The sequence below is a fragment of the Enterobacter cloacae complex sp. 2024EL-00227 genome (assembly GCF_043945315.1).
In the GTDB taxonomy this organism is placed as follows: Bacteria; Pseudomonadota; Gammaproteobacteria; order Enterobacterales; family Enterobacteriaceae; genus Enterobacter; species Enterobacter roggenkampii.
In genome coordinates this window covers 220,736-239,367 of the sequence record NZ_JBIMQP010000006.1, presented here as the reverse complement: position 1 = coordinate 239,367, position 18,632 = coordinate 220,736, and the positions used below count along the sequence as shown (strand labels likewise).

The following is an 18,632-nucleotide window of genomic DNA, read 5'->3' as shown; positions in this document are numbered from 1 at the left end:
CTCTCAGGATCACAGCAGGCCGGCTTGCGTCATCAGCTCGATAACTTTTTTACTGTTGAGCGTTGAAGGTTCAACTTTCGGTGCATCAAGATCTTTCAGCGGGACCAGTTTCGGGTTTGAGGCCGCGTTCACGCCCACGGCGTATTCAAAGGCGTTGTTGGTACGCAGGCTTTCCTGACCTTCTTTGCCGGTAATGTATTTGATGAAGGCCTGCGCCTGCGCTTTGTGCTTGCTGGACGCCAGCACGCCACCGCCGGAGAGGCTCACAAACGCGCCCGGGTCCTGGTGCTTGAAGTAGTAGAGCTGAGTGTTTTTGCTGTTCTCACCGGTTTTGGACTGATCGACAAAGCGGTAGTAATGGTAAATCACCCCGCCATCAATCTGACCCGCATTGACCGCTTTCATCACGGTGCTGTTGCCTTTATAGGCCACGAAGTTGGCTTTCATCGCCTTGAGCCACTCCAGGGTGGCCTGCTCGCCCTTCAGGGCCAGCATCGCGCTCACGATAGCCTGGAAATCCGCGCCTGACGGTGATGCCGCCCAGCGGCCTTTCCACTCGGGTTTCGCCAGATCCATCAGCGACTTAGGCAGCTGCTGCTCGCTCAGCTTCGCCGGGTTATAGACGAACACCGTGCTGCGGGCAGCAATGCCGATCCAGCGGCCATGCGCCGGACGATACTCTGCCGGTACCTGCTTCAGGGTGTCTGAATCCAGCGGGGCAAACAGGTTGGCGTTATCCACCAGCACCATGGACGGCGAGTTTTCCGTCAGGAACACGTCTGCCGGCGATGCGCTGCCTTCCTGCACCAGCTGGTTACCCAGCTCGCTGTCATCACCATTACGCAAAGTGACTTTAATCCCGGTTTCTTTGGTAAAACCGTCAACCCACGACTTCACCAGGTTTTCATGCTGCGCGTTATAAACAACGATACCGTCGTTGTTATCGGCGGCAACCGACTGTGTGGAAAGGAAAAGGGATGATGACAACAAGGCAAGCGAGAAGCAGGACAGCAGGCGAGAATTCATGAACATATCCTTAATAGACCAACGGGAGTAACCACTCATAGCTTTGTGGGACAGGATTAAAGCATACAACAACGCTAATGATAATTAGTATCAATCCAGTTTACGCGTAAAAGTGTAAAATTTCTTTTTAGCCGATTTTGTAATGATAAAAATCCAAATTTTAATGCGAGATAATTTCTAGATTAAGAAAACCTTAAGCCTGCCAACAACGAAATTCATTAGCCTTCTATTCATTATGGCGCGAAGGTAAATCTGTTATTCTCGCGCCCGGCAGAAATAAAAAAGCCCCGATACTGCGGGGGCTTTTTATGCTTATCCGGAGGTAGCTAAATTTATTTGGCTACTCATTTAAAAAGCATCACATAGCCGCATGAGGGGCATACACAGGATAGGTGAAGAACAATAAATGCACGCAGTTCAGCCCAAAATGGAATAACGTTGCAACCCAGAGCCTGCCGCTCCACATCCACGCCAGGCCGTAAATAATGCCGGAGAGGCTGGCAAAAATAATCAGCAGTAAACCGCCGCTATAATGCATCAGCCCAAAGAGGACTGAGGCCATCAACAACGCGACAACAGGATGAACGATCCGGGACAAGCGCTGCTGCAGGTAGCCTCTGAACAGGGCTTCCTCGGCCAAAGAGACGAAGAAAATATTCGCAAGGGCAAATTGCGCGAACCATTCTGGCGCATGTGGCTCAATTCTCAGCCCGCCCAACGCCACAGCCAGAAGTAACAGCGCGGGTACCGCAAGTACCAATATTACCCAGCCGAGCTTGCCAATTTTATAGAGGGGTTTTGCTACGAATAGCGTTGGCATGCACGTAATTAAAAAGAACGGCACCACCGCCTTGTCCATATTAAAGTACATACTGAACGGTATGCTTTGCGGACCAACGACGACAGCATCCAGCACTTTGGGATTATGGAAGCCCGGGAGTACATGCATAACCAGGGTAACGGCGATGATCACACACAGGCCTTCAATCAGATAAGTGTATTTATCATCCTTATTACGTAGCCATTCAACAACAGACCAGGCAATAACGATTGACGCAATAACCAGCAGCGCCGGGGCGTCAAGAATGCTCTGTTTCCAGCCGAGAAATGCCGTTAATCCCAGCAGCAGGTAAGCCAGGCTTTTATTAAGGGAAAGTGCGGCAAGCGAAATTGCGAGTAGATACCACATAAATGTCCTTCATGACCGATAAATTTTAGGGTCGATGTCCCAAATATGTCCCACAACGGAAATCAGGAGGATGTGAGTGAGGCGTAACTCTATGAAATGAAATGGCACGCCCTGTAGGATTCGAACCTACGACCTACGGCTTAGAAGGCCGTTGCTCTATCCAACTGAGCTAAGGGCGCACTGAGAAGCGTGTACTTCGCGGTGGTGAAACGCGAAGAATTATACGGTCAATGGCAGGTGAGTCAATGCCTTTTCCGTTTTCAGGGCCAATTACCGCTAGCCAATTGTAAATACGGCTATTTTCTCAACATTCCTCCCTGTTTTACCGTAAAATTTAGCGCTGCGAAAAGGCTTAGTTGCATTTAAGTAACGCCTGCTGTTTTCCTGAACGTCAGCTCGTCACACTAGAGCCAAGTATCCCGGCCGCCTGGAGGCTGACAGACAACAGGACAATGGAGTGACAGCGCAAAACCTGATCGATACGCCCCCCCGGTTACAGTACCTCTCTCAGGACATCGTCGGCATTAAGCTTGAGCCTATCGTCGCCCTCGCCTCTTTGCGTCAGGTTGGCGTCGAGGTCCTTAGCGTCCTGGCTGATACGCGGCACAGTGAGGATTTTTTTTGCGATCGGTCCGCTGGCTGGTCGCTAACGCTGCTTGAGGCGCAGCTTGCTGCGTTAAAAAATACGCCGCACAGTCATAACCTTTTTATTAATCTGCCGATAACCGTCCTGACAGAGCCTGCGTCCTTCCAGCGGCTCATCAGACTCCCCTGCGTGCCGCTCAATATTGAGTTTGTCGACCTTGCGGCTTTTTTGGCGCTGTCCGTCGCGCAGAAGCAGCGCGTGGTTCAGAATCTGCAGCAGCTGAGCAGACAGGGGCACGCTATCTGGCTGGATGACATTGATGATGTCTTAGTGCAGTCGTTTTTATCCTGTCGACTTCCGTTAAGCGGCATCAAAATAGATAAGGAAGCATTCTGGCGTTTACGCGACACCCCTGCGCTGAGGCAACTGGTTTCCCTTTGCTTTCAGCTTGCCGGGAAAGTGCTTATCGAAGGTATTGAGACTGAACGCGATCGTACCTGGGCACTGCAGGCAGGCGCAGACTTCGGCCAGGGATATTACTGGCCGTCCTGGACATGGCCGGAGGATTAAAACGCCATTTCCAGGAGGGAGACCATGCGAATGACAGTGCGCCGTTACCGGCGGCGGCGTACAGGAAGTGATGCACTGGGATTTACGCGCTCACCTTTTGCTCCCCCCTTTTTCGACCGGCTCGAATTTTTGAGCCAGTCCATCAGCCAGCCCCGCAAAACAGACGCCCCGTTTATTCTCCTGGTGACGGAGGATCATTTCCTGCGCACCGGTTTTCTCAACGGGCAGTTTCCCCTGAGCAGCTGCTGCGATTTCGCCACGCTGGACGACGCCCTTGTCGCACAGACGCAATGGCCCTCCGCCCGTCTGGTCGTGGATATTGAAAGCCGGTCAGCGGGGCTTCTGGAGAAACTGGATCAGTTGAGAAGGCATAGCCTGTTTCCTCCGTTCCTGACGCCCTGGCTGTTAGTCCGGGCCGATAATTACGACACCCGCCTTTTCTGCAAAGCGGCAGGTCCCTTTCATGTGCTTGAGCGCCAGCTGAACGCCGCGGCACTCCAGCACAGCCTGCTGGATGCCCGCCCGCCACAGGGCTCCGACAAAGACTGGTTCAACCGCAATGAATGGCCGATCCTGCAGGAACTTTCCCGGGGCAAGACGTTACGTCAGATTGCCCTTATGCAGAATCGTCCCTATAGCCGCATTATCTATCGTCTTAGCTGCATCCTGGTGAAGCTGGGACTGAGACATCGACAGGAATTGTTGCATCTTCTTAATAACCTCTCAGACTGCACGTTTTCACTCACGTCCTAACCCCTTATTTCCTAAAGCGCTTTAAGAATTTACTTACCATTCGTGTTTCAAAAATGTTAATTTTTAACAATAAAGTCGAAATTATAACTATTCCTAATTTATGGGCGAGAACCTTGTGAAATGCCACAAATTGAACGAACGGCAGCACTTTCCTCCATCCGTTAAGTGAATGCAGACAGCGTTAACAAGATGATAATGATGTAAAAACAAGCAGCTTAGCGACTGCGCCCTGGAGGGAAAAGCGAAGCAGATAGCATGTTCTCCTGTGCAGGAGTTGCGGAGCTGAAGGTCAACCTTCACGCTTTCAGATGAAGGTCTGACGGCCTGCGAGGGCAATTGTTCACCTCATCAGACCGGGCGAGTCCCCCAAAATGATGCGTATTTTTGTTAACAATTGATCAACATACAGAGATATCTGTTTTTTTTTGTTATTACATAAAGATGAAAATATGCGGTAAATGGGATAACAGGATATTTCCGCTAAATTTAAAAAAATAGCGATTCAGATCCAGAAGATAATACAAACCAATATCCTGTGATTAATTTACAGGGTTTTCGGAAAAAACTTACCCTGTATAATAAGAAGCGTACCAAATCTGAATAAGAAAAACCTTTTTGCCAACACCAGCCAAATGAGATGACCGCGCTGAGGCATAGTTCTTTTCATTACGTAAACAAGGATGCTTTCGCTCTTTCCAGGGAAATACTACGGTATAGGGATCTGCACATTATATCCTTCCGGCATTTCGAGAGTTTTACCAAACTCTGCATAACGCTTTTAACAATCTGAGGCATTAAAAATGAAACCGGCATCCGTTATCATTATGGACGAACATCCTATCGTCAGAATGTCGATAGAAGTCCTGCTACAGAAAAATAAGAATATCACAGTCAAGCTCAAGTCTGGCGATAGCCATGAAGTCCTTGACTGTATCCGTAATCACCCTATCGATCTGGTGATCCTTGACATTGAACTCACGGGCACGGATGCTTTCGCTTTACTTAAGAGAATCAGAAACTTAAACAAAGATATTAAGGTTCTGTTCCTCTCATCTAAATCAGAGTTATTTTACGCGAGTCGCGCCATTCGCGCCGGGGCAAATGGCTTCGTCAGTAAACGAAAAGACTTGGGTGAGATCTACAACGCCGTAGAAATGATCCTGATGGGCTATTCCTTTTTCCCATCGGAAACGCTGAACTTTATAAACCATTTGGGTTCAGGGAAAGGGATGGCAGTCGATATGCCATTATCAAATCGCGAGGTCACGGTATTACGCTATCTGGCGAATGGATTATCCAATAAGGAAATTGCTGAACAGCTACTATTAAGCAACAAAACCATTAGCGCGCATAAATCCAATATTTATTCCAAGCTGGGCGTGCAAAGCATCGTGGAATTAATTGATTACGCCAAAGCGCACGAGCTGCTTTAACCTGAATTCACTCCCTGCAGCTTATCTGAGCTGCAGGGAGTGCGGTCAGTGCTAATTATAGTTAATCATAAAGGTGGCATCCGCATCGGCTCGTCCGGGCTGAGGGTTATCTGCAGTGGCAATATAATTGGCATAAAACGACAATGTTGCATTCCCCTGCGCATCAACCGAGACCGGCTGGCTGGCCTGCTGGAGAGCCAGACGCGTTTTATCCGCATCCCTGATCTCTACCGCGACACGGCTCGCTGTACTGGCGTCGTTCAGCGCCAGCAAACCGTTATTGCTCCCGTCGGCTTTACCCGAAAACGTAATCGACGCCGCGCCCGGCGGACAGCCGGTCAGCTTCAGCGTAAACGGCATGGGCTGCGTGCGGCTCCCGGTGGTGCTGAGCTGTTTCGTGGGCCAGGTGCCCAGCGTGACGGTCTTGTCGCTGTCGCTGCCTTCCGCAACGCAGGTAAAATCGACAATATTGCCGTAGAGCCGAATGTTAATTTCACCCAACGCGGTGTCCGCCTGAGCCTGTGTGCAAAGCGCAAAGAGCGCCACGGTGAGAAAACGGATCCCGTTTCGCATATCGGCTCCTTAGTCGTAATCCACGCGCAAATACCCGCGCGAGGTGAAACGCCCTTCCGCTGGCTTGTTGCCCGTCACGCTCACTGGCCAGACGCGGATCCCCACCTTTGCCTGCGCGCTGTCGTCGAGGCGGAACGGAATTTTGCTTGTCAGGTTGTTAGGCGTTAGCGGCGCACCGCTCTCGTTGGCAATGATGAACCCGACGTCCGGGTTATCCGACACCAGCACATTATCAGAGACTTTCTCCGCCTCTACGCGCATCGTCAGCATGGCGTTCGCCTCGACGTTGGTGCATTTGATCGCAATGGTTTTGCTTTGCGATGAGACGCCCTCCGGTTTGTTACCTACGCCCGCCTTGCTGAACAAGGAGGCACCAATGTCGCCGAAATCAAACTCCACCACGTTACCGGCATTGATAGCGCAGCTTTGCGGCACCTGAATGGTACCGCTGTAGCTGATGGTATAGACCGGCGTGGTGAGCGGATCCGAGGAGGTGGTGGTGACGTAAACGCGGAACATGGTGGCGCGCGGGATCACGACCATATTAATAAAACGTCGGGTTACCTTAAGGCGGAACACAAGGCTGGAGTCCTGAACGCCAAACGGTCTGTTTTTGGAGACGTTAGGGTGGCTCCCCATCTGGATATAGTTTTTTGGCGGATAAAACACGCCAGCATAGCTGTCCGTGATTTTCATGGCCCCGTCCAGATAGTCGTTCAGCTTCAGATACTGATAGCCATCGCTCGTTCCTGTAACCTGATAATCGGTCACATAGCTACGCTTGGTGGTATTCCCGACCGTGCCCTTCGGGCAGACGGCATTGACCCCTACCCACTGCGACTTCTCGCTGAGCGTCACGACCTGTCCAATCTGGTTATTCGAGCTATTGAATTTGTCCGTCAGGTCGTAATGCACTTCCGTCGGCACGCCTTTTTCATTGACGCACACGGTGGCGAATGCGCTTGCCGCAGGCAGTAGCACCAGAAGCGACAAGCCTAAGATGTGGGTTTTATTCACAGCGAATCCCCTTCATTGTGATTGCCTGTTGCAGGCTCTTTTCAGGCAAGCTGTAAGGCGCGCGACACTGAGACTGCGCCCCGTCGCCCCACTGGATCAGCAGCTCGCCTTCCAGCGGCAGCCCGCTCAGGTAAATTTGCCCGTCATCCCCCACCATGCTGGTGACACCGCTCCGGGTCTCACGGACCACCGCACCAAACGGCACGGGCTGGTTGCCGCGTGTTACCGTCAGCAGGGCGCGCACGCCAATGCGGGTATCAAAGCTGGCGCGCACCAGCGCGCCTTTGGTCGGCACCACGCTGCTCACGTTGTTTTCGATGTCGGTGTTGTTGCTCATGGTGTTGGTATCCAGCGCCACGCGGTTGTAGCGGTAGACGGTGGCATACGGCATCACCGCATAGCCTCGCCAGTCGGTTCTCACGCCGGTCTGGTTTTCCACGCTGACGCCGGATGCCCCCGGCGCTTTGATCAGCACGTTGGTGTCACCCAGCGGCTGGCTGAAGGTCACGCCGTCGGCATGACCGACGACCCCGCCGGAGAGCTGCCAGTTGAGATCGTGCTGATCGTCGCTGTAGTTGTAGCCCACGCCCAATGTGCCGTAGGTCGCCTGCCAGTTGGCGCTGGCGCTTCCGCTTGACCCGTTGGTGCTGGTGTGTCCCTGCGTCACGCTGTAGTTCAGGTTGCGGTCTTCCAACAGCGTGCCGCTGACGCCGGTTTGCCAGCTCGTGTCGCCATCGCTGTTCCGACTGGCGGATGCCGTGGCGTAGGCCCTGTCGATGGCGCTGTCCCGGCGATAGCCCTGACGGGTAAAGATACTGAACGGCACGGAGACGTTAAACGACGCGATCCGGTCGGTGCCGTCGATCCCGACGGATTTATTCCACGACCACGAAACGGAGTAGTTGACCCCCTTCATGCCTCCCGCATACCCCAGCTGGTACCAGAGGTTCGACTCGTCGGTTCCCCAGTAGGTCTGCTCGCTGCCGGAGATATAGACCGAGCCGTAATCCCCCAGCGACTGAGAAACGTTAAGCTGGAAGCGGCCTTTTTTATTCCACGTCAGGTTGTGATAGCTCTGCACGTCCGGCACATCGTTATCGTCCTGGCTGTCGGCATACTGATAGCCTTCCATTGAGCGCCATGCCACATCGTCCAGGGTGTAAAACCCTTTTGTGGAATAGCGGTAGCCCAGCAGCTGGAAGTTGGTGCCAAAGCCGTTAAGGGATTTCGCATAGAGGAAGCGCAGGGACTGTCCTTCATGCTTGCTGTCGTCCGCGAGCTGGCTGCGGGCGTGGGTGATATCGAGCGAAACCGCGCCCCAGTCGCCCAGGTTTTTTCCGGCCCCGACGGCGACCGCGGTATAGCGTGACGCCAGCTGCGTCCCGCCGTAGAGCGTAAAGCCGTTGGCAAGCCCGGTAATCAGGGTGCCCTGGGTGAAGAACGGCGTATCCTGATCGCTGTTACCGCTGCGGTAATCCCCCGCGACGAGGTCATACTTCCAGCGCCCTTCACGCTGCAGAAGCGGCACGGTGGAGTACGGCACGGTATAGCGCTGCTGGGTACCGTCTTTCTCTTCTACCGTCACTTCCAGGTCACCGCTTGAGGAGGTGGGGTTGAGATCGGTAATCGCAAATGCGCCCGGCTGCACATAGCTTTGATAGATCACGTAGCCATTCTGACGCACCACCACTTTGGCGGGCGTCCGGGCGATCCCGCGCACGGTGGGCGCGTAGCCCTGCAGGCTGTCCGGATACATGCTGTCAGACGAGAAGAGCCTTCCGCCGCGGAACCCCATGCTGTCGAAGACGTCATTGCCGGTATTGCTGTCGCCCAGGACCAGTTCGCTTTTCAGCGGGATCACGGTGCGCTGCGCCCAGGTGCCAATATTCTGCCACTCGCTGTGCCGCTGCCCGTTGGTCTGCGTGTATCGCCATGCGCCGTTGTTACGTAAACGCCAGGCGCCGTAGTTCAGCCCGCTCTGCAGGTTGAGGTAATAGCTGTCGTCTTCGCTGCCCCGGTTGCCCGTAAAGCTGTAGTTCAGCAGCGCGGCGGGAATGCCTTCATCCCACTGTTCCGGCGGAATGTAGCCCCGGGCGCTGTTCTGCAATGCCACCTGCGGCAGGCTGACGTTCAGGCGCTGTGAGGCAAAGTTGAATACCGTTTCGCTACCGGGAATGGCCGTGGTCAACGGGACGCAGGCCTCACCCTGGACCTGAGCCAGCTCGGGAAACGCCGCGACGTTGACGCCAAAGCGGTCGAGCATCGCCCGCGTAATACACGGCGATAGCCCGCCCGCCACCGGCGGCGTGTTCTCTGCCTGCTCAAAACGCACGTCCTGAGTCCCGATAAATTCATCGTTACGCCAGATATCCACGCGATAAACGCCGGGTGCCTGCTGGTGTCCTTGTTCAAAACGCGACAAATCCGCCACGCTGGCGGTGTCGTCGGACAGGAAGGCCGGGTTGAAATAGCTTTCGCTCCAGCCAGCCTGCGGCCAGAGCGCAGCCATCAGCGCCAGTGCAACCGGGCAGTAACGTCCCTGATGGTTTTTCATCGCCCTGACTCTGCTCACAGGTTGACGCTACGCGCCGGCGTGATGGCACCGTAGTCATTCACGCTCTGCCAGGAGAGCGTGCCGCCGACACCGGCTGGCAGCACCTGCTGTGCCGCGCTTTTCGGCGCCACCATCAGGTTATCCAGCGTCTTCCCGCCCAGCTTCAGATTGACGAGGGTGATGTAATACGGAGACGCGTTGCTGACTTTGAGATGGTTACCCGCGCGCTCAAACCGCAGCTGGGAAAGCGCCTCTTCCGGCTGCATCGCCAGGTTGTTCGGGCGCACAAACAGCTTGATGCGCGAGAGGATAGCCAGCTGCAGCACGTTATTGTTTTCCGTTTTGGCTTTGTTCACTGACGGGATCGCTTTCACGTTCATGTAAAACAGCGATTCACGGTCGGCAGGCAGCGCAGGACCGGCGTAAATAATGCGCAGCGTGTTTTCACTGTCCGGCTCGCTAACAAACAGGGGCGGCGTGACGGCAAATGTTTTTTCTTTTTGCCCGTTCGCATTTTCGATCCACGCGTTAATTAAATAGCGCTCCTGTTTATTGCTGTTGGTGATCGCCAGCGACGTTTGCTTCGCGTCCGCCGGGTAAATAACGCGGGTGGCTCCCAGCGCAATACCGCCGGATGCATTCGCGCAGGCAGAAACCATCATTAAAATAAACGATAAAAAAAGTCCTGGTTTAATTAGGGTATTCATCACAACCGTACCTTTAATAATGTGTTCGCAGGTGTTATGGATAAATCAACGTAAACCAGACATCCGACTGAATTTTGCCTGGCTCGAGGTGTTCGGAAATAGCCCGATAGCGGGCGCTAAAATGGAACGCCAGCTCGCGGGTATCGATCGGCAGCCAGCTGACGGCCGTGGCGTTTGGGATAATCTGACGCTGCTGCTCGTCAAAGAGCGCCAGCCCAACGCCGCTGCTGACAGGCGTTTCACCTGGTCGCGATGTCGCCAGAAAGACCTGAGGATCTTCTGCGGGTGTGGCCCCCTGAAACTGGATCCCCACGGTGCGCGAAACATCAACGCTGCAGTCCAGCAGCCGTACGGTGAAAGGCACATTCACCGTGGAAAAACTGCCCACGCCGGAAAATGAATTGGTTCGGTACTGCCCCATATCGATGCGCATATTCTGGCTGTCGGGCGCCACGGCGCAGCCGCCGTTCACCAGTTCACCTCTGAGATGAACCTTGCCGCCTTCGATCACCACGGTATGCGCCGATGCCGGGCAAGCCATCGCAAGGGTTAACAGCAGTAGTGTTCCTGTCCTTGTCATCCTTTGTTCCTGGCAATAGCGTATGACGGGCCTCGTCCCTGAGGCCTGAACATCCCTGTGCGGAGGAATTATTCGTATTTCATTACGAAGGTGGCGTCAGCGTTCGCCTGGCCTGGCTCGGTAGTCGCAGCCGTGGATTTATAACGCGCGGTGAACTTCAGGGTGTTGGTCCCTTCGATCAGCGTCTGCGCAGCAGAGAAGGTCGCACCGTCTGGGGTCAGAACGCTGGATTTGCTGTCGAGGATCTCGATACCCACGCCTTTCGCGGTGTTGTCGTTGCTGCCGGAGGTGACGGCCAGCAGGGTTTTGTCGGTTGGGTCGATCTGACCGGTGAACGCAACAGCGGCAGTTTTGGCCACCAGCGGATCGCAATCGTTCAGTTCAATGTTGAACGGAATATTAGAGGTGGTGTCGCCCACTTTGGTGAATTTCGCGGTACGATACTGACCCAGATTAACGGTCTGCTCGGAAGAATCAGTATTTACTGAACAAGCCGCATTAACCAGCTCACCTTTAAAATGTACGGTACCGCCATTTACGGAAACCGGCGCAGCAGGATCCGCTGCATTTGCGGCACCCGCAACCAGGGCCAAAGTTGCAATAACAGTAGAAGCAATGTTGCTGAGTTTCATGTCTATTCCTTTAAAATGTAAATAACCCTTCCCGCGAAAAATCGGGAATAAGAAATACGTTCAATTGAGTAATTGAAAGCTTATTTCGGAGGAGACAAAGTAGCTCAGGAGGTGATTTTTAAATATGTCAAAACGCTGCCATTTTACCAGGTCACATCCTAATCCCGCCTAAGAAATTGACCATCCCTTAAGAAGGGTTTTTGCGTCTTGCGGATAAAAACGCGCAAAGGGTGACTGACAGCGGGGCTCGCTTCTGACAAAATACACGCATCCCCCCTTTCGAACGTTACAGACGGAATCTTCTCTCTGATGGCAGCAAAGATTATTGACGGTAAAACGATTGCGCAGCAGGTGCGCTCTGAGGTCGCGGAAAAAGTGAAGGCGCGTAAAGCGGCCGGAAAACGCGCCCCCGGGCTGGCCGTTGTGCTGGTTGGCAGTAACCCGGCATCGCAGATTTATGTCGGCAGCAAGCGCAAAGCGTGTGAAGAGGTGGGGTTCGTCTCCCGCTCTTACGATTTGCCGGAAACCACCAGCGAAGCAGAACTGCTGGAACTTATTGACACTCTGAATGCCGATAAAGAGATCGACGGTATTCTGGTTCAGCTGCCGCTGCCCGCCGGTATCGACAACGTGAAGGTGCTGGAGCGTATCGCACCGGATAAAGACGTGGACGGCTTCCATCCGTACAACGTTGGCCGCCTGTGCCAGCGCGCGCCGCGCCTGCGTCCGTGCACGCCGCGCGGTATCGTGACGCTGCTGGAGCGTTATAACATCGATACTTACGGCCTGAACGCCGTGGTCATCGGCGCGTCCAACATCGTGGGCCGCCCGATGAGCATGGAGCTGCTGCTGGCCGGCTGCACCACCACCGTAACCCACCGCTTCACCAAAAACCTGCGTCACCACGTTGAGAACGCCGATCTGCTGATCGTCGCGGTCGGTAAGCCGGGCTTTATTCCGGGCGAGTGGATTAAAGAGGGCGCAATTGTCGTGGACGTCGGGATTAACCGTCTGGAAAACGGCAAAGTGGTCGGCGACGTGGTGTATGAAGATGCCGCCGCGCGCGCCTCTTACATTACCCCCGTACCGGGCGGCGTAGGCCCGATGACCGTCGCAACGCTGATTCAGAATACCCTGCAGGCATGCGAAGAATATCACGACGTAGAGGACGCGTAAGATGGCCACATTTTCATTAGGCAAACACCCGCACGTTGAGCTGTGCGATCTGCTCAAGCTGGAAGGCTGGAGCGAAAGCGGCGCGCAGGCGAAAATTGCCATTGCCGACGGGCTTGTCAAAGTGGACGGTGCGGTGGAAACCCGCAAGCGCTGCAAGATTGTCGCGGGCCAGACCGTGAGCTTTGAAGGGCAGAGCGTGACCGTGACGGCGTAAGCCGTTTGATGCCCGGTGGCGCTGCGCTTACCGGGCCTACGTACTGTCTCCGTTTGTAGGCCGGGTAAGGCGAAGCCGCCACCCGGCAATTTCTTTCTCTATCCCCTCACACCCATCACGGTTATTTATCGATCCACTTCAAATAATCAGTATTTCGTCTGTTGAAAAGTGAAAATTCAGTTGCGCGTTTTTCACGCTTTGCCCACGATAAGTAGAACGTTCTACTAAAACGTTCTACTTACAATAACAGCGCCAAAAAAAGCGCTACTCGGGGGAAATCAGCATGAGTCTGATATCAGGGTTTATTAAATCGCTGTCTAAGTTATCGATGATTGGTCGCGCCTTAATGCTGCCAATTTCACTGCTTCCCGCTGCGGGCCTGCTGCTGGCCTTCGGCGATAAGTTCCATCTGCCGCTGATGATGAACGCGGGCGGGGTTATCTTTGATAACCTGCCGATGCTGTTTGCCATTGGCTCTGCCGTGGGCCTGGCGTCAGAATCCGGCATTGCGGCGCTGTCCGCGGCGGTGTCGGTGTTTGTCACCAATATCACCATCAGCACCGTGCTGAGCATCACGCCGGAAATGGCCTCCCAGGGCGGGAAATACGCCATGGTGGTGGGCATTCCGACGCTGCAGATGGGCGTCTTCGGCGGCCTGATCTGCGGTATTCTCGCGGCCTGGTGCTATAACCGCTTCCACACCATGCAGCTTCCGGAATTCCTTGGCTTCTTCTCCGGCAAGCGCTTCGTGGCGATTGCAACGGCGTTCCTCTCGTTCCTGATGGGGCTGCTGCTGCCGTACGTGTGGCAGCATATCCAGGCCGGTATCGACGCCCTCTCTGTGGTCGTTAACGGCGACAACCAGGCGGCCTCGACCTTTATCTTCGGTCTGGTGGAGCGCGCGCTGATCCCGCTCGGTCTGCACCATATCTGGTATCCGTCGTTCTGGTATTCGTTTGGGGATTACACCACCCAGGCAGGTCAGGTGATCCACGGCGACCAGACCATCTGGTTCAAGATGCTGGAAGAAGGGGTGAAATCCTTCAGCAGCGATACCTACCAGAACGCCGGTAAGTTCATGCAGGGTGAATTCCCGCTGATGCTGTTCGCGCTGCCTGCGGCGTGCCTGGCGATGTATCACGAAGCCCATACGAAGAATAAGAAAATCGCGGCCGGTATTCTGTTCTCCGCGGCGCTGACCTGCTTCCTGACGGGGATCACCGAACCGGTTGAGTTTACCTTTATCTTCGTGGCGCCGATTCTGTACGTCTTTAACGCCATCATGGCGGGTCTGGCCTACATGACCATGTACCTGCTGCATGCGCATATCGCCAAGTCGTTCTCTGCAGGCTTTATCGACTATCTGTCATTCGGGATCCTGCCGTCGTTTAACGGCTACCAGACCCACTTCCTGAGCGCCATTATCATCGGCATTCCAATGGGCCTGATTTATTACTTCACGTTCCGCTTTGTGATCCGTCGTTTCGACGTGAAAACCCCGGGCCGCACCGAAGTAACCGCCAACGCGGATGAAAAATCGGATTCCGAACTCGCAACCGAGATCATCACCCTGCTGGGCGGCGCGCATAACATTGACTCCGTCGGCGCCTGTATCACCCGCCTGCGTCTGGAAGTGGCAAAAAGCGACGCGGTGGATAAAGACGGTCTTAACGGACTCGGCGCGCGCGGCGTGGTGTTTGTCGGCGACAACGGCATTCAGGTGATTTTCGGTGCCAGAGCACAGTTTATCGCCCAGACCATGTCCACCATGATCGGCAAATAATAAGATGCCTGAACGACACGTCTCCTGTACGCTGGGAGGCGTGTTTTATCTGGCTGATAATCGGTAAATTTCAGGGAGCGGTTTTGAAGAAAGTCAGCATTATTGATGTCGCGAAGCACGCGGGCGTGTCGGTTTCCACCGTATCGCTGGTGCTGCGCCAGAAAGGGAAAATCTCAGAGGCAACGATCGAGAAGGTCAACGCTGCCATCAATACCCTGGGCTATGTTCATAACGTTGCCGCTGCCAACCTTCGCGCCAATACCTCTAATCTGATTGGCCTGATCCTCCGCGACTTTAGCGACAGCTTCTCCATCAAGGTGATGGCGAGCATTGTTCAGGATCTTGAAAAACAGGGATATATGGTTTTTCTCGGTCAGCCCCAGAACGACCATGACCAGCTTGAGCGCTGCCTGCTGTCGTTTAAGCAGCAGGGCGTCGCCGGGGTGATCTATCTGGCCTCGGATACCCGCACCTCTACCCTGCCGGAAAAGATTCGCCACTGCCCGCTGCCGCTGGTGGTGGTCTCTCAGTCGCTGCTGGATGAAAAATGCAATCTGGTGATGCGCGATAACCGACAGGCGGCCAGTCTGGCGGTGCGTTATCTTATCGAGCGCGGTCATCGTAATATCGCCTACATAGGCGGACGGGAAGGCTGCCTTATCCGCGAGCAGCGCCTGCTCGGCTTTCGCAGCGCGATGGCGCAAAACGGGCTGGTCTGGCGCGATGAATACTCGCCGGCCTGCAGCGATGACACGCTGGCAGCGGGTTTTGCCACCCGCCAGCTGCTGGAAAAAAACAATACCATCACCGCCCTGCTCTGCCACTCGCCGGATGCCATGATCGGCTCCATCTCCGGTATTCATCAGGTTGGGCGTACGGTGGGTAAAGATGTCTTTCTGACGCAGCAGGTCGCCCTGGTCGGTTTCGAAGATATGCTCCACGTGAACCTCACCTCTCCCTCGTTTACCTACGTTTCGTCCGCCAGCGAAGAGACGGGGCGTCAGGCGGCCGGGCTGATTATTCGCACGCTGAAGGAGCCGACGCTGCAAACCCAGCGCATTACGCTTTCCGGGCAGCTTATCGCACGCGAGTCGGCGTAAAATCAGAATTTCGCACAGGTTTTTTAGCGCGGAATGACTGCTATATTTCCATGATTTGCCATGGATAATCACAATGCCTACCGTTGTTACGCACGCTGCTGTTCCGCTTTGCCTGGGCTTAGGCCTGGGGACAAAAGTTATCCCACCCCGTCTGCTGTTTGCCGGCATTGTTCTCGCCATGCTGCCGGACGCCGACGTGCTGGCGTTCAAGTTCGGCGTCGCGTACGGCAACGTTTTCGGCCATCGCGGCTTTACCCACTCCCTGCTGTTTGCCTTCGTGGTGCCGATACTTTGCGTACTGACTGGACGACGATGGTTCCGGGCCAGCCTGACGCGGTGCTGGCTGTTTTTAACCGTGTCACTGCTGTCGCACAGCCTGCTGGATTCGATTACCACAGGCGGGAAAGGCGTCGGCTGGCTGTGGCCGTGGTCGGATGAACGCTTCTTTGCGCCGTGGCAGGTGATCAAGGTCGCGCCGTTTGCGCTCTCACGCTATACCACGCCGTACGGGCATCAGGTGATTATTTCAGAACTGCTGTGGGTGTGGCTGCCGGGTGTGGTGCTGATGGGGTTGCTGTGGTGGAAAAGAAGGTAAAAAAAAGCCGGGTGGCGGCTGCGCCTTACCCGGCCTACTTTTGCCCGTAGGCCCGGTAAGCGTAAGCGTCACCGGGCGTTACAGACTTACTTACGGCGCCAGGTCGTTCCCTGCGGGCCGTCTTCCAGAATGATGCCCATCTCGGTGAGACGGTTACGCGCCGCATCGGCCGCCGCCCAGTCCTTCGCCTGACGCGCTTCCAGACGCGCCTTGATCAACGCTTCAATTTCCGCCACTTCACCGTCGTCCGCCTGCGCACCGCTCTGCAGGAACGCGTCCGGCTCCTGCTCCAGCAGGCCGAGCACGGCAGAGAGCTTACGCAGATGGGACGCCAGCGCATTCGCGGCCGCCATATCCTCGGACTTCAGGCGGTTCACTTCGCGCGCCATGTCGAACAGCACGGAGTAGGCTTCCGGGGTGTTGAAGTCGTCGTTCATCACCTCAACGAAGCGTGCTTCGAACGCTTCGCCGCCTGCCGCCGGAACAGACTTGTCGGTTCCGCGCAGCGCGGTGTAGAGACGCTCCAGCGCCGAGCGCGCCTGCTTCAGGTTCTCTTCGCTGTAGTTCAGCTGGCTGCGATAGTGGCCGGACATCAGGAAGTAGCGCACGGTTTCCGCGTCGTAATACTTCAGCACGTCGCGCACGGTAAAGAAGTTACCCAGCGATTTCGACATCTTCTCGCGGTCAACCATTACCATCCCGGAGTGCATCCAGTAGTTCACGTACTCGCCGCCGTGGGCGCAGGTGGACTGCGCGATTTCGTTTTCGTGGTGCGGGAACATAAGGTCTGAACCGCCGCCGTGAATGTCGAAGTGCTTGCCCAGCTGCTTGCAGTTCATCGCAGAACATTCAATGTGCCAGCCCGGACGGCCGTCGCCCCACGGGGATGGCCAGCTTGGTTCACCCTCTTTAGACATCTTCCACAGCACGAAGTCCATCGGGTTACGCTTCACGTCAACCACGTCAACGCGGGCACCGGCCTGGAGCTGGTCCAGATCCTGACGGGAAAGCGCACCGTAGGTTGGGTCCGTCGGCACGGAGAACATCACGTCGCCGTTGTCGGCAACATACGCATGACCGCGGGCGATCAGCTTCTCTGTGATCTCGATGATTTCGTGAATATGGTGGGTCGCGCGCGGCTCGCTGTCCGGACGCAGAATATTCAGGGCGTCGAAGTCTTTGTGCATCTCAGCGATCATGCGATCCACCAGCGCGACAAAGCTTTCGCCGTTTTCATTCGCGCGCTTGATGATCTTATCGTCGATGTCGGTGATGTTGCGCACGTATTTCAGCTTGTACCCGAGAAAACGCAGGTAGCGTGACACCACGTCGAAGGCGACAAAGGTACGGCCATGGCCAATGTGACAGAGATCGTAAACCGTAATACCACACACGTACATGCCGACTTCCCCGGCATGGATAGGTTTAAATTCCTCTTTTTGGCGCGTCATTGTATTAAAGATTTTTAACATCGAAGATTCCATGTAAACACGTGTGTGGTTGAAAACCGGCTATTCTACCCGTAATTCAAACCCGAAGCAGCACACAATGCAAGGTGATCGCATCCTGTGGTTATGCTATAACAAGCCCCTATAGATGACCCGAAGGCGGGTCGACGTACCACAATAACGGAACAGGATGCAAAAATGGTTACTTTCCACACTAATCATGGCGATATCGTAATCAAAACCTTTGATGACAAAGCGCCTGAAACAGTTAAAAACTTCCTGGACTACTGCCGCGAAGGTTTCTACAACAACACCATTTTCCACCGCGTGATCAACGGTTTCATGATCCAGGGCGGCGGTTTCGAACCTGGCATGAACCAGAAAGCCACTAAAGAGCCGATCAAGAACGAAGCGAACAACGGCCTGAAAAACACCCGCGGCACGCTGGCGATGGCACGTACTCAGGCGCCTCACTCTGCTACTGCACAGTTCTTCATTAACGTGGCGGACAACGACTTCCTGAACTTCTCCGGCGAAAGCCTGCAGGGTTGGGGCTACTGCGTATTCGCAGAAGTGGTTGAAGGTATGGACGTGGTTGACAAGATCAAAGCCGTCTCTACTGGCCGCAGCGGTATGCACCAGGACGTTCCAAAAGAAGACGTTGTGATTACCAGCGTGACCGTCAGCGAGTAATTG

Annotated in this window: 18 protein-coding genes and 1 tRNA gene; 9 read left to right on the top strand and 10 right to left on the bottom strand. The window is 54.8% G+C overall.

Annotation, left to right across the window (positions count from 1 at the left end):
• Positions 1-9: 9 nt before the first annotated feature.
• From ACHH0Z_RS13120 to ACHH0Z_RS13110, 3 genes are all read right to left on the bottom strand, one after another.
• Complete coding sequence (locus ACHH0Z_RS13120) at positions 10-1,026, bottom strand: iron ABC transporter substrate-binding protein (protein WP_045407918.1); 1,017 nt, start codon at positions 1,024-1,026, stop codon at positions 10-12.
• 358 nt (positions 1,027-1,384) lie between these two features.
• Entirely contained in the window at positions 1,385-2,215 is an 831-nt protein-coding gene (locus ACHH0Z_RS13115; RefSeq protein ID WP_021241600.1) for a CPBP family intramembrane glutamic endopeptidase, read from the bottom strand.
• A 102-nt stretch (positions 2,216-2,317) separates the two neighbouring features.
• Positions 2,318-2,394 (bottom strand) — tRNA-Arg (locus tag ACHH0Z_RS13110).
• Positions 2,395-2,672: 278 nt separating this feature from the next.
• Between ACHH0Z_RS13110 and ACHH0Z_RS13105 the strand changes: the two genes are divergently transcribed.
• The 3 genes from ACHH0Z_RS13105 (at position 2,673) to fimZ (ending at position 5,557) form a co-directional block, all read left to right on the top strand.
• The gene (locus ACHH0Z_RS13105) at positions 2,673-3,371 is read left to right on the top strand and encodes an EAL domain-containing protein (RefSeq protein WP_045407921.1); all 699 of its coding nucleotides are present in this window, start codon (positions 2,673-2,675) and stop codon (positions 3,369-3,371) included.
• A gap of 24 nt (positions 3,372-3,395) precedes the next feature.
• On the top strand, positions 3,396-4,124 hold the full coding sequence (locus ACHH0Z_RS13100) for a response regulator transcription factor (protein ID WP_045407924.1): 729 nt from the start codon (positions 3,396-3,398) through the stop codon (positions 4,122-4,124).
• Positions 4,125-4,924: 800 nt separating this feature from the next.
• On the top strand, positions 4,925-5,557 hold the full coding sequence (gene fimZ, locus ACHH0Z_RS13095) for a fimbria biosynthesis transcriptional regulator FimZ (protein ID WP_045407926.1): 633 nt from the start codon (positions 4,925-4,927) through the stop codon (positions 5,555-5,557).
• A 51-nt stretch (positions 5,558-5,608) separates the two neighbouring features.
• Here the strand turns inward: fimZ and sfmF are convergent, their stop codons facing one another.
• From sfmF to fimA, 6 genes are all read right to left on the bottom strand, one after another.
• Complete coding sequence (gene sfmF / locus ACHH0Z_RS13090; protein ID WP_008499338.1) at positions 5,609-6,130, bottom strand: fimbria assembly protein; 522 nt, start codon at positions 6,128-6,130, stop codon at positions 5,609-5,611.
• A 9-nt stretch (positions 6,131-6,139) separates the two neighbouring features.
• Positions 6,140-7,147: a type 1 fimbria D-mannose specific adhesin FimH gene (gene fimH, locus ACHH0Z_RS13085; protein WP_045407928.1), complete on the bottom strand. Its 1,008-nt coding sequence runs from the start codon at positions 7,145-7,147 to the stop codon at positions 6,140-6,142.
• A complete protein-coding gene (locus ACHH0Z_RS13080) occupies positions 7,140-9,701 on the bottom strand; it encodes a fimbrial biogenesis usher protein (protein ID WP_045407931.1) in 2,562 nt (853 codons plus the stop codon). Before ACHH0Z_RS13080 ends, fimH begins: the two co-directional genes overlap by 8 nt.
• Before the next feature lie 14 nt (positions 9,702-9,715).
• On the bottom strand, positions 9,716-10,408 hold the full coding sequence (gene fimC / locus ACHH0Z_RS13075; protein WP_008499335.1) for a type 1 fimbria chaperone FimC: 693 nt from the start codon (positions 10,406-10,408) through the stop codon (positions 9,716-9,718).
• A gap of 34 nt (positions 10,409-10,442) precedes the next feature.
• Positions 10,443-10,988 (bottom strand): type 1 fimbrial protein subunit FimI, encoded by a 546-nt coding sequence (gene fimI / locus ACHH0Z_RS13070; protein ID WP_008499334.1) that lies wholly within the window; start codon positions 10,986-10,988, stop codon positions 10,443-10,445.
• Positions 10,989-11,056: 68 nt separating this feature from the next.
• Positions 11,057-11,620, bottom strand: a complete 564-nt coding sequence (gene fimA, locus ACHH0Z_RS13065) for a type 1 fimbrial major subunit FimA (protein ID WP_008499333.1) — start codon at positions 11,618-11,620, stop codon at positions 11,057-11,059.
• 309 nt (positions 11,621-11,929) lie between these two features.
• Here fimA and folD point away from each other — a divergent pair, with 309 nt between their 5' ends.
• The 5 genes from folD to ACHH0Z_RS13040 all read left to right on the top strand — a co-directional run bounded on the left by folD (position 11,930) and on the right by ACHH0Z_RS13040 (position 16,488).
• Complete coding sequence (gene folD, locus ACHH0Z_RS13060) at positions 11,930-12,796, top strand: bifunctional methylenetetrahydrofolate dehydrogenase/methenyltetrahydrofolate cyclohydrolase FolD (RefSeq protein ID WP_008499332.1); 867 nt, start codon at positions 11,930-11,932, stop codon at positions 12,794-12,796.
• A 1-nt stretch (position 12,797) separates the two neighbouring features.
• Positions 12,798-13,010, top strand: a complete 213-nt coding sequence (gene ybcJ, locus ACHH0Z_RS13055; protein WP_004143016.1) for a ribosome-associated protein YbcJ — start codon at positions 12,798-12,800, stop codon at positions 13,008-13,010.
• 283 nt (positions 13,011-13,293) lie between these two features.
• Positions 13,294-14,793, top strand: a complete 1,500-nt coding sequence (locus tag ACHH0Z_RS13050; RefSeq protein WP_045407933.1) for a PTS transporter subunit EIIC — start codon at positions 13,294-13,296, stop codon at positions 14,791-14,793.
• An 83-nt stretch (positions 14,794-14,876) separates the two neighbouring features.
• Positions 14,877-15,893 carry a Mal regulon transcriptional regulator MalI gene (gene malI, locus ACHH0Z_RS13045; protein WP_008499330.1) on the top strand — a complete coding sequence of 339 codons (1,017 nt, stop codon included), beginning with the start codon at positions 14,877-14,879 and terminating at the stop codon, positions 15,891-15,893.
• A 73-nt stretch (positions 15,894-15,966) separates the two neighbouring features.
• Entirely contained in the window at positions 15,967-16,488 is a 522-nt protein-coding gene (locus tag ACHH0Z_RS13040) for a metal-dependent hydrolase (protein ID WP_045407935.1), read from the top strand.
• Between the two features lie 86 nt (positions 16,489-16,574).
• Here the strand turns inward: ACHH0Z_RS13040 and cysS are convergent, their stop codons facing one another.
• The gene (gene cysS, locus ACHH0Z_RS13035) at positions 16,575-17,960 is read right to left on the bottom strand and encodes a cysteine--tRNA ligase (RefSeq protein ID WP_032674291.1); all 1,386 of its coding nucleotides are present in this window, start codon (positions 17,958-17,960) and stop codon (positions 16,575-16,577) included.
• A gap of 174 nt (positions 17,961-18,134) precedes the next feature.
• Here cysS and ppiB point away from each other — a divergent pair, with 174 nt between their 5' ends.
• Positions 18,135-18,629 (top strand): peptidylprolyl isomerase B, encoded by a 495-nt coding sequence (gene ppiB, locus ACHH0Z_RS13030; RefSeq protein ID WP_008499327.1) that lies wholly within the window; start codon positions 18,135-18,137, stop codon positions 18,627-18,629.
• Positions 18,630-18,632 lie beyond the last annotated feature (3 nt).

Bases quoted from the DNA above. Each gene is read 5' to 3' on its own strand.
- ACHH0Z_RS13120 (WP_045407918.1), bottom strand. From the start codon at position 1,026: ATGAATTCTCGCCTGCTGTCCTGCTTCTCGCTTGCCTTGTTGTCATCA.
- ACHH0Z_RS13115 (WP_021241600.1), bottom strand. From the start codon at position 2,215: ATGTGGTATCTACTCGCAATTTCGCTTGCCGCACTTTCCCTTAATAAA.
- ACHH0Z_RS13100 (WP_045407924.1), top strand. From the start codon at position 3,396: ATGCGAATGACAGTGCGCCGTTACCGGCGGCGGCGTACAGGAAGTGAT.
- fimZ (WP_045407926.1), top strand. From the start codon at position 4,925: ATGAAACCGGCATCCGTTATCATTATGGACGAACATCCTATCGTCAGA.
- sfmF (WP_008499338.1), bottom strand. From the start codon at position 6,130: ATGCGAAACGGGATCCGTTTTCTCACCGTGGCGCTCTTTGCGCTTTGC.
- ACHH0Z_RS13080 (WP_045407931.1), bottom strand. From the start codon at position 9,701: ATGAAAAACCATCAGGGACGTTACTGCCCGGTTGCACTGGCGCTGATG.
- fimC (WP_008499335.1), bottom strand. From the start codon at position 10,408: ATGAATACCCTAATTAAACCAGGACTTTTTTTATCGTTTATTTTAATG.
- fimI (WP_008499334.1), bottom strand. From the start codon at position 10,988: ATGACAAGGACAGGAACACTACTGCTGTTAACCCTTGCGATGGCTTGC.
- fimA (WP_008499333.1), bottom strand. From the start codon at position 11,620: ATGAAACTCAGCAACATTGCTTCTACTGTTATTGCAACTTTGGCCCTG.
- folD (WP_008499332.1), top strand. From the start codon at position 11,930: ATGGCAGCAAAGATTATTGACGGTAAAACGATTGCGCAGCAGGTGCGC.
- ybcJ (WP_004143016.1), top strand. From the start codon at position 12,798: ATGGCCACATTTTCATTAGGCAAACACCCGCACGTTGAGCTGTGCGAT.
- ACHH0Z_RS13050 (WP_045407933.1), top strand. From the start codon at position 13,294: ATGAGTCTGATATCAGGGTTTATTAAATCGCTGTCTAAGTTATCGATG.
- ACHH0Z_RS13040 (WP_045407935.1), top strand. From the start codon at position 15,967: ATGCCTACCGTTGTTACGCACGCTGCTGTTCCGCTTTGCCTGGGCTTA.
- cysS (WP_032674291.1), bottom strand. From the start codon at position 17,960: ATGTTAAAAATCTTTAATACAATGACGCGCCAAAAAGAGGAATTTAAA.
- ppiB (WP_008499327.1), top strand. From the start codon at position 18,135: ATGGTTACTTTCCACACTAATCATGGCGATATCGTAATCAAAACCTTT.